This window comes from Anaerohalosphaeraceae bacterium (genome assembly GCA_037479115.1).
Classification (GTDB): Bacteria; Planctomycetota; Phycisphaerae; order Sedimentisphaerales; family Anaerohalosphaeraceae; genus JAHDQI01.
In genome coordinates this window covers 25444-40129 of sequence record JBBFLK010000018.1, presented here as the reverse complement: position 1 = coordinate 40129, position 14686 = coordinate 25444, and the positions used below count along the sequence as shown (strand labels likewise).

13 protein-coding genes are annotated in these 14686 nt (G+C 57.2%); 2 read left to right on the top strand and 11 right to left on the bottom strand.

Annotated elements, in window-relative coordinates; genetic code table 11:
- Nucleotides 1-31 precede the first annotated feature (31 nt).
- The 6 genes from WHS88_09315 to WHS88_09290 all read right to left on the bottom strand — a co-directional run bounded on the left by WHS88_09315 (nucleotide 32) and on the right by WHS88_09290 (nucleotide 5390).
- Entirely contained in the window at nucleotides 32-1069 is a 1038-nt protein-coding gene (locus WHS88_09315) for a V-type ATPase subunit (protein ID MEJ5260374.1), read from the bottom strand.
- Nucleotides 1069-1662, bottom strand: a complete 594-nt coding sequence (locus tag WHS88_09310; GenBank protein MEJ5260373.1) for a V-type ATP synthase subunit E — start codon at nucleotides 1660-1662, stop codon at nucleotides 1069-1071. The genes WHS88_09315 and WHS88_09310 overlap by 1 nt, the downstream gene beginning before the upstream one ends.
- A 54-nt stretch (nucleotides 1663-1716) precedes the next feature.
- Entirely contained in the window at nucleotides 1717-2193 is a 477-nt protein-coding gene (locus WHS88_09305) for a V-type ATP synthase subunit K (GenBank protein MEJ5260372.1), read from the bottom strand.
- 26 nt (nucleotides 2194-2219) lie between these two features.
- Complete coding sequence (locus WHS88_09300) at nucleotides 2220-4217, bottom strand: V-type ATP synthase subunit I (protein ID MEJ5260371.1); 1998 nt, start codon at nucleotides 4215-4217, stop codon at nucleotides 2220-2222.
- A gap of 46 nt (nucleotides 4218-4263) precedes the next feature.
- Entirely contained in the window at nucleotides 4264-4569 is a 306-nt protein-coding gene (locus tag WHS88_09295) for a hypothetical protein (protein ID MEJ5260370.1), read from the bottom strand.
- A 125-nt stretch (nucleotides 4570-4694) separates the two neighbouring features.
- A complete protein-coding gene (locus tag WHS88_09290; protein MEJ5260369.1) occupies nucleotides 4695-5390 on the bottom strand; it encodes a cytidylate kinase-like family protein in 696 nt (231 codons plus the stop codon).
- A gap of 212 nt (nucleotides 5391-5602) precedes the next feature.
- Here WHS88_09290 and WHS88_09285 point away from each other — a divergent pair, with 212 nt between their 5' ends.
- Both WHS88_09285 and WHS88_09280 read left to right on the top strand, forming a co-directional pair.
- Nucleotides 5603-8887: a glycosyl hydrolase gene (locus tag WHS88_09285; protein MEJ5260368.1), complete on the top strand. Its 3285-nt coding sequence runs from the start codon at nucleotides 5603-5605 to the stop codon at nucleotides 8885-8887.
- A gap of 248 nt (nucleotides 8888-9135) precedes the next feature.
- A complete protein-coding gene (locus WHS88_09280; GenBank protein MEJ5260367.1) occupies nucleotides 9136-9327 on the top strand; it encodes a hypothetical protein in 192 nt (63 codons plus the stop codon).
- Nucleotides 9328-9645: 318 nt separating this feature from the next.
- Here the strand turns inward: WHS88_09280 and WHS88_09275 are convergent, their stop codons facing one another.
- The 5 genes from WHS88_09275 to cmk form a co-directional block, all read right to left on the bottom strand.
- Nucleotides 9646-10383, bottom strand: a complete 738-nt coding sequence (locus WHS88_09275) for a sulfite exporter TauE/SafE family protein (GenBank protein ID MEJ5260366.1) — start codon at nucleotides 10381-10383, stop codon at nucleotides 9646-9648.
- Nucleotides 10384-10494: 111 nt separating this feature from the next.
- Nucleotides 10495-12288, bottom strand: a complete 1794-nt coding sequence (locus tag WHS88_09270; protein ID MEJ5260365.1) for a 30S ribosomal protein S1 — start codon at nucleotides 12286-12288, stop codon at nucleotides 10495-10497.
- 134 nt (nucleotides 12289-12422) lie between these two features.
- Nucleotides 12423-13274, bottom strand: coding sequence for a 4-hydroxy-3-methylbut-2-enyl diphosphate reductase (gene ispH, locus WHS88_09265; protein MEJ5260364.1), 852 nt, complete (start codon nucleotides 13272-13274; stop codon nucleotides 12423-12425).
- A 9-nt stretch (nucleotides 13275-13283) separates the two neighbouring features.
- Complete coding sequence (locus tag WHS88_09260) at nucleotides 13284-13976, bottom strand: lysophospholipid acyltransferase family protein (GenBank protein MEJ5260363.1); 693 nt, start codon at nucleotides 13974-13976, stop codon at nucleotides 13284-13286.
- Complete coding sequence (gene cmk / locus WHS88_09255) at nucleotides 13963-14646, bottom strand: (d)CMP kinase (GenBank protein MEJ5260362.1); 684 nt, start codon at nucleotides 14644-14646, stop codon at nucleotides 13963-13965. The genes WHS88_09260 and cmk overlap by 14 nt, the downstream gene beginning before the upstream one ends.
- Between the last annotated feature and the right edge of the window lie 40 nt (nucleotides 14647-14686).

Genomic DNA, 14686 nt, shown 5'->3' with positions numbered 1-14686 from the left:
TATATTTTTTGCCCGGCCGAATGCCGGTCTGTTAATCCATCCACGTCCCCAGCCGGTCCAGCAGCAGTTCGGTTGACAGGCCGTTTTTCTTGCCCATCAGCAGCATCCGAACCGTTCGAATCTCCGCCTCCTTCATCAGCAGATAAGCCGCAATCGGCTGCGGACCCGCCGCCAGCTGACGCGTGGTCTTCAGAAATTCCATCAGATAATCTTCACAGCCCCGCTCGAGGGCCAGAAACGACCCCTTTTCCCGCAGATACCGGACCGCTTCCTCCACCAGTTCCTGATAGGGAGTCGCCGCAAACAGCGACGCCAGCGTATCGTAGCCATGCTCAAGCCCCTGGAGAAACCGGGCCGTATCCACAAAACCGTCCGGCAGAAACAGATTCCGCTCCGTCCGTTCGGCGGCTTTCAGCCGCAGCATCGTCCGGATATTGTGCAAATCAATTCGAATCCGCGACAGCGACAGACAGAAGACGCTGCCGATGGCCAGACTGTGCCGAACCCGCCAGGCGGCCTCCACCCGGTCGATGGCGTAATCAATCTGCCGAACATCCTTGTTTTCATAGTAGGCCAGAACGGCGGCCTCCACCGCTTCCTGCAGATACTCCGGAAACCGCTGATAGTTTTCCTGTTCGAAAATTTCCTCAAACTCCTCCGCCGGAACCGCTCCCTCCGGGCTGTAGTCCGTGCCCAGGGGTCTGTCCGTAACGACGCGGCGCACGGCCAGACGCATATTGGAAAAATCCTCCCGTGCCTGAAACATCTGCACAAACCCCGGCTCCTCCGCCAGCTGCACAAACAGCTGCCGCACCTGACGCCGGCGGCCCAGAAGCACCTGTTCGATTTCCTCTGCCGACGCCTGCCGACCGACGGCATATTCCGTTCCGCTCAGCAGCTCCGCGGCCGTTTCGAACCCGTCCGCATGAGCCAGCTCCGACAGCATCGACCGCTTGAGCATCAGCGTTTCCAGCACGCGAACCCGCGCGGTCGCGTACACATACCGCCAGTCTTCCTCGCCGATTGGAGGATACCGGTAAAAATCCAGAATGGGCGGAAACGAATCCATCAGTTGCCGAATAATTTTTCAGCCAGTTCCATCTCTATTCGTTCACGAATCTGTTCCAGCAGCACCTTCAGCGAGCAGTTGACCTGCACTTTGCCCCGACGAAGGAGAAATCCTCCGTCCAGATCCGCCCGCTCGGACGAAAGCCGCAGATTGCCCTTGTAGCCCGGCCCCAGACGCTTGTTGATTTGCTTGAGAAAATCCTGATTAATCCGCGTTTCGTTTCTGCCGACGACCACTTCTTCATCGCCGGTAACAACCGCCTGCATCAGAAGCCGGCCCATCAGCTCCAGATAGGCGCCGTCCTCCTGCCGGTTCAGCCGCTGATAGGCTTTTTCGAACACCTCATCCAGCAGCTCTCTCTTGGCAGCCAAAATCTTTTTCCGCAGCTCCATCCGGGCCGCCGCCAGCATCCGCGCCTGTTTGTCCTCGGCGCTGCGGCGGGCCAGCTGCTCCGTCTCCTGCTCGAATGCCGCGGATTCCCGCTCAAACGCCTCCTGTCGGGCCTGAACCTGGCGGCGCGCCTCGTCCAGAATCCGCTCCGCCTCCTGCCTGGCTTCGCTGAGGATTTTCTCCGTGACCTGCTCGGCTTTCATGGTACGATTCCTGTCTAAGTCCGGGGGTTTCGGTTGGGTCCGCCAAGAAGCGGGTTATTTAATGCCGATGAAAATCAGCAGGAACGAGACCAAAAAGCCCAAAATGGCGTAGAATTCAATCAGCGCTGCATAGACCACGCCGGCCTTGACACCCATCTCCGGACGCTTGGCTGCCATTTGGATGCCTCCCGCGCAGGTCTTGCCCTGATGAATTCCGCTGAACAGACCGGCAATGCCGACCGGAAGCGAAGCCGCCAGAATCTGGATGCCTTCGGCCAGCGATACATCCGCCAGATTGCCTCCGAACAAATTGATTTTAATCATGATAAACAGCGAAATCACCAGTCCGTAAATCCCCTGGGTACTGGGCAGAACCACCAGAAGCGTCATCAGACCGTACTGCTCGGGCTTTTCACTGAGAATGCCCGATGCACTGCGCCCGGCAATTCCCAGACCGATAGAGGAGCCGATTCCGGCCAGAAATGTTGCAAACGCCGCTCCGCTGAATGCCAGTGCCAATCCGTATTCCATCGTCGTAACCTTCCCTTAATAAAGACTCACGCTTTTCTTGTTTGATTCTCCACAACCAACACATGCTTATACCGTGTCCGCAGCGGGGAAAACTCCCGTCCGCCCCCGCTGAAAAACTTCGGGAAAAATTCCACAAACTGAAGCCGCAGGCTGTGAACAAACGCGCTCAGCAGCGACAGCACAATATTCACGCCATGGCCGGCCACGAACAGAACAAGCCCCAGGACAAAACCCACGTACGGGATATCCATCAGCAGTTTGGTCAGAATATTGATGGCCATTCCCAGCCCGCCGGTCACCATTCCCAGCGCCATCAGACGCACATAACTGAGAATGTCCCCCAGATAAAACACCGTGCTGAATACGGCAAAGGTTCCTCCGCCGATTCGCCCGGCCAGCCCGCTTTTCCGCTCCGTAAACCAGAAAATCACGGCCGCCGTCGCCAGGGCCAGCCATCCGGCCGGCGCCGCCAGAAAAGCCGGAACCGTCTTCTGGGAAGCCAGTCCGAGAATCAGCAGACAGTTCAAAAGCACAATCCATGTCAGCTTCTCAAAGACCGCCTCCGCATACCGGCGCTGCTGCAGCAGATTGACAAATGCAACCGCCAAACCGAACAGAATCTGCACATATCCCAATCCCAGCGCCAGGCCGATAAAAATCAGCGGATCCTGCATCGGGTCAAAAAGCATCAGCTTCTCCCGCCACAGATTCAGACGGGCCCCCAGACTGCCTTCCTCCTGCGGCAGCAGCGCCTGGATGGTATCGGCAAACCAGCTTCCGGTCACTGCACCGGCCGCGATGGTCAGAATCGAACAAATCAAAAGCATCTGAATCGCCCGCTTGTCGCCCTGAAGCTTCCGAAGCACCCAGACCAGCAGCGCCGTCAGGACAATCCCGTAGCCGGCATCCGTCAGACACAATCCGAAAAACACAGCAAAAAACGGCGCCAAAAATACGGTCGGGTCCACATCTCTGGGCGAAGGCACACCATACAGATTGGTAATCGTTTCAAACGGCCGAACCAGGCCCGCATTTTCAATCTCCACCGGCGGTTCTTCCCCCTCCATCGGAATCAAAACCGTCACATCGCAGGCGCTGAACCGACGGACAATCTCCTGTACCCGGGGATAATCCTTTTGTTTGGTCCAGCCCTCCAGAAAGAGCGTCTGTTCCGTCGCCGCCGCCTGGGCCTGAGCGGTCTTTCGCTCCAGCAGATTGCGATAGTAGTCGGCCAGGACCTTCAGCTCCACGCTGCGCTGCGACAGGTCGGCGGCCTGTCGGCGGACCTGCCCCATCTCCTGGTCAATTTCCTGCAGCCGCCAGCGGCACTGCTCAATCAGCTCCGACGGCGTTCCCTGGAGCCCCTCCAGGTGCATCGGTTCAAACTCCGCACTGCGGAGAACCCTCTGAATCTCCGCAGTCCGGCCGCCCCAGGAAAGAACCAAAAAGGCCTTGCGGTTCTCCGCCTGGCCGACCGTTTCAACCAAACAGGACAGCTCCTCCAGGGCGGTTTGGGCCGAAGCAGCATGCTGAACGGGAATCATTCCCGCATACACCTCCACGCTCGAAAAAGCCGTCAAGTCCTCCAGCCGGCAGGTCAGATTCCGCCACGGAAGAAGGCGGTGCAGCTGCTCGGAGGTCTGTTCCTGTTCGCTGCGGAGCTCTTCCAGCCGGTCTTCCAGATGCTCCGTCTCCTCCAGCAGGGTCATCGCCTCCTGCCCGCTGATGATAGACAAATACCGCGAGGACTCCACAGGCAGCCGGGAGGAAAACAAACCGCCCTTGGACGGCTCCGGTGCAAAGGATTCGAGAAACTCGATCGCCCGTTCCAGACGTCCGAGCAGCTCTTCCAGCTCCCGGGGCCGGCGGAATTCCGTCTGAAGCTCCGGCCATTCCTTGCTCACCATCGCCTGAGCGGCATCCAGCAGATGCACCAATCCGGCCTCCTGAAGGGCCTCCAGAAGCTCGGCAGCCTGGCTGCGGTGAGCAACAATCAGGATTTTTTCCATCGGCGCAATGGCCATCGGTTTGTTCCCTTTTTACGCGTCCGTATTCATCCCCGACGGGGTTTCATTGAGGCAGCTGGGACAAGATAAAACGGATGCCTTCTTCCATTCGGCCGGCCGTTTTCTGTCGAAGCGATTCGATTTGTTTCTGCCCTTCCTTCAGCAGAGATTCCGCCTGGGCCCGACCGTTCCGTTCCGCTTCCGCAAGAGCCGTCGCGATTGTTTCCTTTCGCCTCTGGACGGCCTGACGGCGCTTCTGCTGCTGTTCATCAGCCGTTTTTTCCAGAAGCTCAGCGGCCTCTTTTTTGGCCTGTTCGATAATCTGTTTGGCCTGCTGTTCGGCATCCTTGATTCGCTGAATCAGTTCCATAGAATCGTCCTGCTTTCGGCGGTTTTGAAAACTCTGCCCAGTATGTCAGGGGATATAATAGCAACCCTTTTGCACAGAACAAGGGAAAACTTGCTGTTTTTTGCAAGAAAACAGATTGTCCTGCTTCATGGCTTTTTGGCGGCCCCAATCAGCCCCTTCTGCTCCATCGCCAGAAGAATCAAGTCCGCCATCTGTTCTTTTTTGAAAATCGAGTTGTCCAGCGTAATCGCAAACGCCGGCTCACGGGGATTTTTCTCTTCATAGAAACGCCGCATAAACTCTCGCTGTTTATCTATTTCATCTATTTTAACAGCGGCCGCCGTTTTATCTATTTTCTCTCGTATGCTCACTCTGGCAATTCTCCAATCTCTCGGCGCCTCCACCCGAACACTCAAACCGTTGTCAATATCATAGGTCGCCGCCGCCCCTCCCTGTCCGATAATAATCGCATACCCTTCGTAGGCAATGGTGCGCACCATTAGTGTTATTTTGTTGCGGATTTCGTACCCGTCCGGAACATTTCCCTTTCGCAAACCGCGCAGGAAATCCTTAAAAAGACTCGGCTTGGACCGCCGTTCCTGTTCAATCAGTTCCTCTGTCAGGCCGGTATCCTCCGCCAGCTGCTTGAGCAGTTCCTTATAATACAGTTTCCAACGGCCTAATTCGTCCCGCTGGTTGAGTTTTTCCAGAAGAAATTGCCCTAATTCGAACCCATCACAGCCGAACTGCCTCGAAATGGTCAAGAAGGGACCGGGCTCCTGCTTGCGATTTACATTCTCCAAATGATCCCGAAGATAGGCAGATAAGGTTGGCTTGCTCATTGGTTCTTCCTTTTAATAGGTTTGCAGAAATCACCGGATAAATTATCGGAATTCCTCAGTTTTGTCAACAAAATCCCTAATTCTCGGTCGGAATGCACCGTCAAAATAGGCAATCATGCCCGTTTTTCAGTCAAATAATTCTGGATACCGTTTGGCATTATGATATAAGATAGAAAATCTTTTTTTGTTCATCCGGAAGAAAGGGAAGAGATATGCGGTGCCTCGTTTGCTGGCTTCTGCTGTGCACACTTGTTGGGCCGACATTTGCCGTCTTGTCTGAACAGGAGTTTCAAAATCCTCCCGCCTGGGCGGGAGTGCGATGCTGGTGGTGGTGGCTGAACAGCAACGTCACCGCCGAGGCCATCACCCGCGACCTGGAGGAGATGAAAGCCAAGGGATTCAGCGGGGCAATGATTTTTGATGCCGGAGGCGCTGAACAGCGGGGCAATGCCCAGGTCCCTGCCGGGCCGCTCTTTGGAAGTCCGGAGTGGGTCAAACTGTACCAACACGCCCTCCGGGAGGCCCAGCGGCTCGGGCTGGAATTGGGACTGTCTATCCAGAGCGGCTGGAATCTGGGCGGTCCCAATGTAACGGCCGATTTTGCCGCCAAACACCTGACCTGGTCCGAAGTGCAGATTGAGGGCCCGCAGCAGTACAAACAGAAACTGCCGATGCCCGAAAACCGGAATTGGTATCGGGACATTGCTGTGCTGGCTTTTCCTTTGAAGCAGCACAAGCCCTCCGACATCCATTGGACGGTCCAAAGCAGTTCTGCTCAGCAGGATTATCCCGCCGCCCTCGTCTTTGACGGCAATCCGGATACCTTCTGGGTCAGCGGCGGCACCGAACCCGGACAAGGGCCCTCCGCTGAAAAGCCCCAGTGGCTTCAGTTTACCTTTGAAAAACCCATTGTCATCACCGGTGCACAAATCCTGGGCCGGCCCGGCTACGGTCCCAAAAGAGTCCGCATCCAAATTGATGAAAATCCTCCGCTTGAGGCCGTCTCCATCGAAGACGGCAAAACAAAAACAATCGAATTCGGAAAACAAACCGGCACTGTCTTCCGCATCCTTTTTGAAGAGGCCTATGACCTGCGGCATCCCGACCGGCCTCGCAATGTCCAGGTGGCCGAACTGCATTGGCTCGATGAAAACAAAAAACCCATCACCGGAACCATCTCCCGCCCGGGCATTCAGAATCTGCAGCTGAAAATTATGCACGATGAATTGGGGATGTCCGCTCCGGACTGCCGGTTCCTGCTGGATGATATTCCTTCTGTGGAAGGGGAAGAAGACGCCTCTCTGCAGGACATCCTCAACCTGACAGACCATCTGTCGGCCGACGGCACGCTCACGTGGACCGTACCCGCCGGCACCTGGACGGTGCTGCGTTTCGGCTATACGCCCACCGATGCCCGCGTCTCCACCTCCAGCGGCGGCTGGCAGGGCATGGTAATCGATTACCTCAGCCGCAGCGCTTTTGAACGCTACTGGAACGAGGTGGTGGAGCCGTTATTGGAAGCCGCAGGCCCCCTCAAAGGCACCGTCCTTAAGCAGCTGGAGACCGACAGCTGGGAATGCGGCGGAATGAACTGGTCGGACCGTTTTGCCGAAGACTTCAAAAAATACCGCGGCTACGACCCCATTCCGTATCTTCCCGTCATCGCCGGCAAGATTATCGAAAGCCGCCAAGTGTCCAACGCCTTCCTGGCCGACTTCCGCAAGACGCTGGGCGACTGTGTAGCCGACAATCACTATGCGGTTTTTGCGGAATTAGCCCACAAACACAATCTCCAGATTCAGCCCGAATCCGCCGGTCCGCACGCAGGCCCGATTGACGGCATCAAAAATTACGGCAAGAGCGATATCGTCATGTCCGAGTTCTGGTCGCCCTCCCCCCATCGTCCCACACCGGAAGTGCGTTTCTTCGTCAAGCAGGCGGCCGCCGCCGCGCACATTTACGGCAAAGAAATCGTCGCCGCCGAGTCCTTTACCACCATCGGACGCCACTGGAACGATGTGCTCTGGAAGACGATGAAACCCGCCATGGACCACGAGTTCTGCGCCGGACTGAATCAGATTTTCTTCCACACCTTCACCTGCTCGCCCAAAGAGATGGGCATTCCCGGACAAGAGTATTTTGCGGGCACCCACGTCAACCCGCAGGTGACCTGGTGGCATCATTCCATCCCCTTTATGCAGTACATCAACCGCTGCCAATATATGCTCCGCAAAGGCAGATTTGTGGCGGATGTGCTGTATTATTACGGCGATCATGTGCCCAACATCGCCCGGCTCAAGGAAGACGACCCGGCCAAAGTCCTGCCCGGATTCGACTATGACATCACGGATGAAGTCATTCTGGCCAAACTGAAAGTCCGCTCCGGCAAAATCGTCGTTCCTGGCGGCATCTCTTATCATCTGCTGGTCATGCCTGATCACAAAGTCCTTTCGCTTGAGGCCCTCGAAAAAGTCAACGAACTGCTTCGTCAGGGGGCAACGGTCCTCTGTGAGCGTCCGGAACGGATGGTTTCCCTGGTCGGCGGACTGTCGGCCCGGCAGCGTTTCGAGCAGCTGACCGATCAGCTGTGGGGCGAAGTGACCCCGCCTGCCGGTCAGCGCACCATCGGCACCGGCCGGCTCATCTGGGGCAAGACCGCACGCCAGGTCCTGCTCGAAGACCGCATTCGTCCCGACTTCGAATTTTCCAGTGCCGACTCCAATGTGCAGCTGGACTACATTCACTATACCCGCGAGGATGCAGATGTGTATTTTGTCTCCAACCAGACGGAAGCTGTCGTGACGGCCGACTGCCGTTTCCGAATCAGCGGCAAAACACCGCAGCTGTGGGACCCTGTCAGCGGACAGGTCAGACCCGCCGCCTTCCGGCAGACGGACGGACGCATCGAGGTGCCGCTGCGCTTCGGCCCGTACGGTTCCATCTTTGTTGTATTTCAGCCGTCGGCGGCTGCGCAGTCGGCTCCTGCAGCCAATTATAAGGAGTATTTGACTGTCCAGACTCTCACCGGCCCCTGGCTGGTTTCTTTTGACCCCAATTGGGGCGGCCCGGAGGAAATCGTCTTTCCCGACCTGCTCGACTGGAGCCAGCACGAGCAGGAAGGCGTGCGTTTCTACTCCGGGGCGGCGGTCTATAAGAAAAGCTTCCAGCTCGAAAAGCCCCTTCAGCCCGGCCGGGAATATCGGCTGGACCTCGGACGCGTGGAAGATGTCGGCATCGCCAAAGTGACGCTCAACGGCAAAGAGCTGGGGATTCTCTGGACACCGCCGTTTCAGGCGGATATCACCTCCGTGCTGAAAAACGGCGTCAATGTGCTCGAAGTGGAAGTGGTCAACTCCTGGCGCAATCGGCTCATCGGCGACCGGGACCTGCCGCCTGACCAGCGCCGCACCAAAACCAACATTACCGTCCGGCGCGACTGGCGGCTGGAGCCCTCCGGGCTTCTGGGACCCGTGACTGTCCTTGCGGAGAAAGAATAATTCAAAGACAGCAGAATGAAAGCCTCGCCCGCCATGGCGAGGGGAAAAGATCGATAAAAAACCCTGGATTCCCGCCTTCGCGGGAATGACGACAGACCGGGGAATGACGACAGACTGGGGAATGACGACAGGCCGGGGAATGACAAGCGGATTTTTGAACCCGCGCAGCGGGCGCTATGGGATAGCCGCACCCGCAAGGGTGTGGGGAAAAGATCGATAAAAAACCCTGGATTCCCGCCTTCGCGGGAATGACGACAGACTGGGGAATGACGACAGGCCGGGGAATGACGACAGACCGGGGAATGACGACAGACCGGGGAATGACGACAGGCCGGGGAATGACGACAGGCCGGGGAATGACGGCAAGCGGATTTTTGAGCCCGCGCAGCGGGCGCTGTACGATAACCACAGGCGCCAGCCCGTGGGGAAAAGATCGATAAAAAACCCTGGATTCCCGCCTTCGCGGGAATGACGACAGACTGGGGAATGACGACAGACTGGGGAATGACGACAGACCGGGGAATGACGACAGGCCGGGGAATGACGGCAGGCCGGGGAATGACGGCAAGCGGATTTTTGAGCCCGCGCAGCGGGCGCTATGGGATAGCCGCACCCGCAAGGGTGTGGGAAAGAGATCGATGCGTTGTCCCTTCTCCCCAGGCTTGCGCCCGGAGCTGATTCCCTCGCAGGCTCGGACAGCCATTTCTTCTTTTTCCTGACTTTCGCTTTCTGCTTGTTAGCAGCTCGGTATCTCGAAGTCAGAAAAGCAGTTTGACGGCCGCCGCGGCGGCCAGCACCACCGTGAGGAGTTCAAACAGCCGCTGCGGAATATGCCGCAGCAGGATGATGCCCCCGACCGCCCCGAGTGCAACAACGGGAAAAACGTACACATCCGCCAGCAGGGACTGCGGCGTAATCAGCCCCAGATGATGCAGAAACGGCACCTTCACCCAGTTAACCACAAAGAAGAACCAGGCGGAGGTGCCGACGAACTTGTCCTTGTCCAGCTTCATCGAAAGCAGATACAGCGTCATCACAGGGCCCGCCGCATTGGCCAGAAGCGTCGTCACCCCCGCGGCAAAGCCCATCGCATACGCAAACAGACGTCCGGACGGCGGCCTGTCGCCGTTGGAAGAAAAGCCGCGGGCCTTCAGCACCAGCATCGCGAGAACCACAAGCCCAATCAGCGGCGCCAGCCGGCGGTCATCCAGACGCTGCATCAGGACAAACCCCGCCGCAATGCCCAGCAGCGCCGCCGGCAGCAGCCGCAGCAGACAAGACCACTGGGCCTGTCGGCGGTAATATGCCGCCGCAAACAAATCGGCAAAAATCAGCAGCGGCAGCAGCAGACCGACCGAAGCCCGCGCGGGCACCGCCATCGCCGCCAGCGGCACCGCCAGAATCCCTGCACCCGGCAGCGCCGTCTTGGACAGCCCGACCAGCAAGCCGCAAAACGCCAACATCACCCAACCCGCTGTCGAAATGGTCTGTTCCATATCCTTCCAAATGATCGTTTGCCGCTGAAAATCTCGCCCGAGACCCAAAAAAAACGCCGCGCTCTCGTTCGAACGCGGCGCTTGAATGTCAGCAGACAATCCAGCAAGCCATCAGGCGTTTTCCGGCCTGTTTTCCGACGAAATCTTCATCGGTCCGGGCATCAGCGTGCCGTCCAGACCGCCTCGGCGAGTCGGGGTTTCCGGCTTGCCTTCCGAGGAGGATTTCTTCTCTTCGCCGCCGGCAGAGGCCGCCTGGTCTTCCGCCGCCCAGCGGACCCGACGCAGCGAAAGGCCGATCTTGCGGGCTTCCGTATCCACCCGAAGAATCTTCACCTCCAGCACATCGCCGATCTTGACGACATCCTGCGGAGACTCGACCTTCTCGTCGGACAGCTCGGAAATATGAAGCAGCCCCTCCAAATCCGGCTCCAGCTCCACAAAGACGCCGAAGTTGGTCAGCTTGGTCACCACACCGCGGACAATCTGTCCCGGAATATACTTTTCCGGAATCGCCCGAACCCACGGGTCTTCCGTCAGCTGCTTGATGCCCAGCGAAATGCGGTGCTTCTCTTCATCCATTTCGAGCACCACGCACTTGACTTCCTGGCCCTTCTGGAGGCACTCGCCGGGGTGGTTGTACTTCTTCGTCCAGCTCAGGTCGGAAATATGAATCAGCCCGTCAATGCCCGGCTCGATTTCCACAAAGGCCCCGTAGTTGGTCAGACTGGTCACCTTCGTGGTCACAATCGTCCCGACCGGATATTTCTGGCCGGCAATCGACCACGGGTTGGTTTCCAGCTGCTTTAAGCCCAGCGAAATCTCCTGCTTTTCCTTGTTGATGTCCAGCACGGCCACCTCGACTTCCTGGCCGACCTGCAGGATATCCGCCGGATGGGCAATCCGCTTGGTCCAGCTCATCTCGCTGATGTGAATGAGGCCCTCAACGCCTTCTTCCAGCCGCACAAAGGCCCCGTAATTCATAATATTGACCACCGTGCCCTTTACCCGGCTGCCGACCGGATACCGCTGAGCGACCGTTTCCCACGGGCTGGGGGTCTTCTGCTTCAGTCCCAGCGAAACCTTTTCGGCCTGCCGGTCGATGCCGATGACCACGCACTCGATTTCCTGGTCCATCTGCACCATTTCGGACGGATGAGAGATGCGGCCCCAGCTCATATCCGAAATATGCAGCAGGCCGTCCAGACCGCCCAAGTCGATAAAGACGCCGAAATCGGCGATGTTCTTGACCACGCCCTTGCGGAGCTGGCCGACTTCCAGTTCCGCCAGCAGTTTTTCTTTGTTGGCCTGCCGATTCTCTTCAATAATCTTCCGGCGGGACACGACAATATTGTGGTTTTCCGTATCAATCTTGAGAATCTTGCACTCAATTTCCTGCCCGATAAACCGGCTGATGTCGCCGGGCTTGCGGATGTCCACCTGCGAAGCGGGCAGGAAGACCGGCACGCCGATATCCACCAGCAGACCGCCCTTGATGCGGCGGCTGACAACTCCCTTGACGATATCGCCCTCTTTGTGATGTGTAATCACATGCTCCCAGCCGCGAATCCGATCGGCCTTCCGCTTGGACAGCAGAATCGACCCCTCGGCATCCACTTCCTCCAGAAGCACCTCGATTTCCCTGCCCGGCTGAATTTCAGACGGGTCATCAAATTCCGAAGCATCCACAATGCCTTCGCTCTTTAAGCCCAGCTCGACAATCACATCATTGCCCAGCTGGGTGATAATCCGCCCTTTGACAATCGTGCCCGGAACGAGGGCTTCCACATTCTTATCCAGAACCTCGCCGAGCAGCTTGTCATGCTCATCCGTAAAGATTTCACTGACTTGTTTTTCGAGTTCCTCGGCCGTCAGACCGAGCTTGCTGATAATGTTTCTGTCTACCATAAAAAATCCGTCTCTTGTGGAGTCTGTTCAAACCGCACCGACGGCGCCCCACATGTACGCCGCCGGGCTTTCTGCATCCCGGGTTAATTTATTCCTTGCCGCCGGCCCACACAGCCGACGGTCTTTGCACCTTCTCAAAGAGCCGGTTCTTCCGGAGAGTATTCCTGCAGATGTCTGACAAAGTCTTCGATGACCCAGTCCGGAGTCGAAGCTCCGGCGGTAACGCCTGCGGTCCGTTTTCCGGAAAGTATTCTTTTATCAAGTTCCTGCCAGTTTTGCAAATGAAACGTTTGCGGATTGTGCTTTTTGCACAGTTCGGCCAGTTTTTTCGTGTTGGCGCTATGCAGCCCCCCCAGCACAAACATCACATCCACCTGCCGACACAGTTTGACGGCTGCCTCCTGACGGGCCATAGTTTCCCGACATAGTGTATTAATAATCTTTAGTTCCGAAAAGCCCTTCTTGAGAATCGCCGCTGCCGTCTCTGCAAAATAATCCGGGCTCTGCGTGGTTTGGCAAATCAGGCCTAACCTCTCATTGGTACTTAAGTTATCCAAATCATTCGGCCCGGCGACAACCCGGACATCCGGCGCAGAACCCACAACGGCCTTTACTTCCGGATGATTTTTGTCTCCAACGATGATAGCACGATACCCCTCTTCATTTAATGTCCGGGCTATCTGCTGGACCCGTTTGACAAGCACGCACGTGGCATCGACAATTTTCAGACCTTTTCGCTTGATTTTGTCCAGTTCCTCCAGCGTCGCCCCGTGGGAACGGATTAAAACCGTCCCGGAATGGACTTCATCGATGGAGGAAACGGTCTTCAGACCTGCCTCCGAAAGCCGCCGCACGACGTCTTCATTGTGGATAATCGGCCCCAGACAATAGACCTCTTTTTCTTCCGCCAGGGTCTTCTGGGCCAGCTTGATGGCATTTCGAACACCGGGGCAAAACCCGCATTTTTCCGCCAGGAGGACCTTCATCGGGATTCCTTACCAATCGGTGGGCACCGGCGTGGAATAATCCAAAGGCGGCCGGCCCATTTTGGCTCGAAGTTCATTGTGCATCTGACGAAGCAGAGCGGTCAGCTCCTCCGCAAAGGCCTCATCGCCCGCCTGTTCCACGTGTTCGGGAGAAATCGGTTTGCCGTACAGCACGCCGACACGGCCCGTCAGCCGGGGCCGTTTTTGTGTCCGCGGCCAGCATTCAAACGCCCCGTCAATCACCATCGGCACAATCGGGGCCCGAGCCCGCCGACTGATAAGCCCGAAACCCGGCTTAATCACCGCTATTCGTCCGTCATATGTGCGGCTGCCCTCCGGATACAGACAAATCGCCCGGCCCTTTTTTAAGGACTCAATCACGGTACGGATTGAGCGGATATCCGCCTGACCCTGTCGAATAGGAATCGCGCCCAGCGAATAAATCAGCCGGCCGAAGAATCCGCGGAAGAGCGTTTCCCGAGCCACAAACAAAAACGGACGCCGAACCCAGGATTGGCTGAACATCGGGTCCAGAAAACTCTGATGATTGCACAGGACCAAAATGGGGCCTTCCGCTGGCACATTCTCTTTGCCGAAGACTCGAACGCGATACAATAGCGAAGAAACGCTCACGGTAAGAAACTGAGCGATTCTGCGCCACAAACGTCCGCCCCAGCTGTCCAGGATATCAGCTTCCGCCATCGCCGCTTCCTACAATCTGAAGAATCTTTTCCACAACTTCCTGCGCCGTCAGAGGGGTGGTATCAATGACAACGGCATCCGCTGCCGCCGTCAAGGGGCCTACGGAACGGTTTCGGTCTGAAGCATCCCGATTCTCAATCTGCTCTTTCAGTTCTTCCAGACTCACGTATGTTCCGCTTTGGGCCAAATCTTTCTGGCGCCGTCGGGCCCGTTCCGCGGCATCCGCATCGAGAAAGAACTTCCATTTCGCGTGCGGAAAAACCACCGTACCCTGATCCCGCCCTTCCGTAACCACTTTGGGAAAACGGCGGGCAAAATCCTGCTGCATCTGAACCAGCCGGCTCCGGACGGCCGGCTGGCAGGCCGCATAGCGAACCTTTTCCGTAACCTCCGGCGAACGAATCCGCTGCGTATAGTCCTGCCCGTCCACCAGCACCCGAAGCACCTGCCCGTCGTGTTCGAACTGGAAACGAGTAGTCTCGAACACCTTCAGCAGCGATTCAACATCCTCCAAATCGACGCCTTTATCCATGGCCGCCGCCGTGAGGGCCCGATACATAGCCCCTGTATCCAGAAACACCGCTCCCAGCCGCTCCGCGAGCATTCGCGCAATAGTGCTCTTGCCCGCACCGGCCGGACCGTCAATTGTAATGACCCAGGAAGTCTGCATATCCGACACACTCTGTCCGTTTTGAATGCGACAACTATAT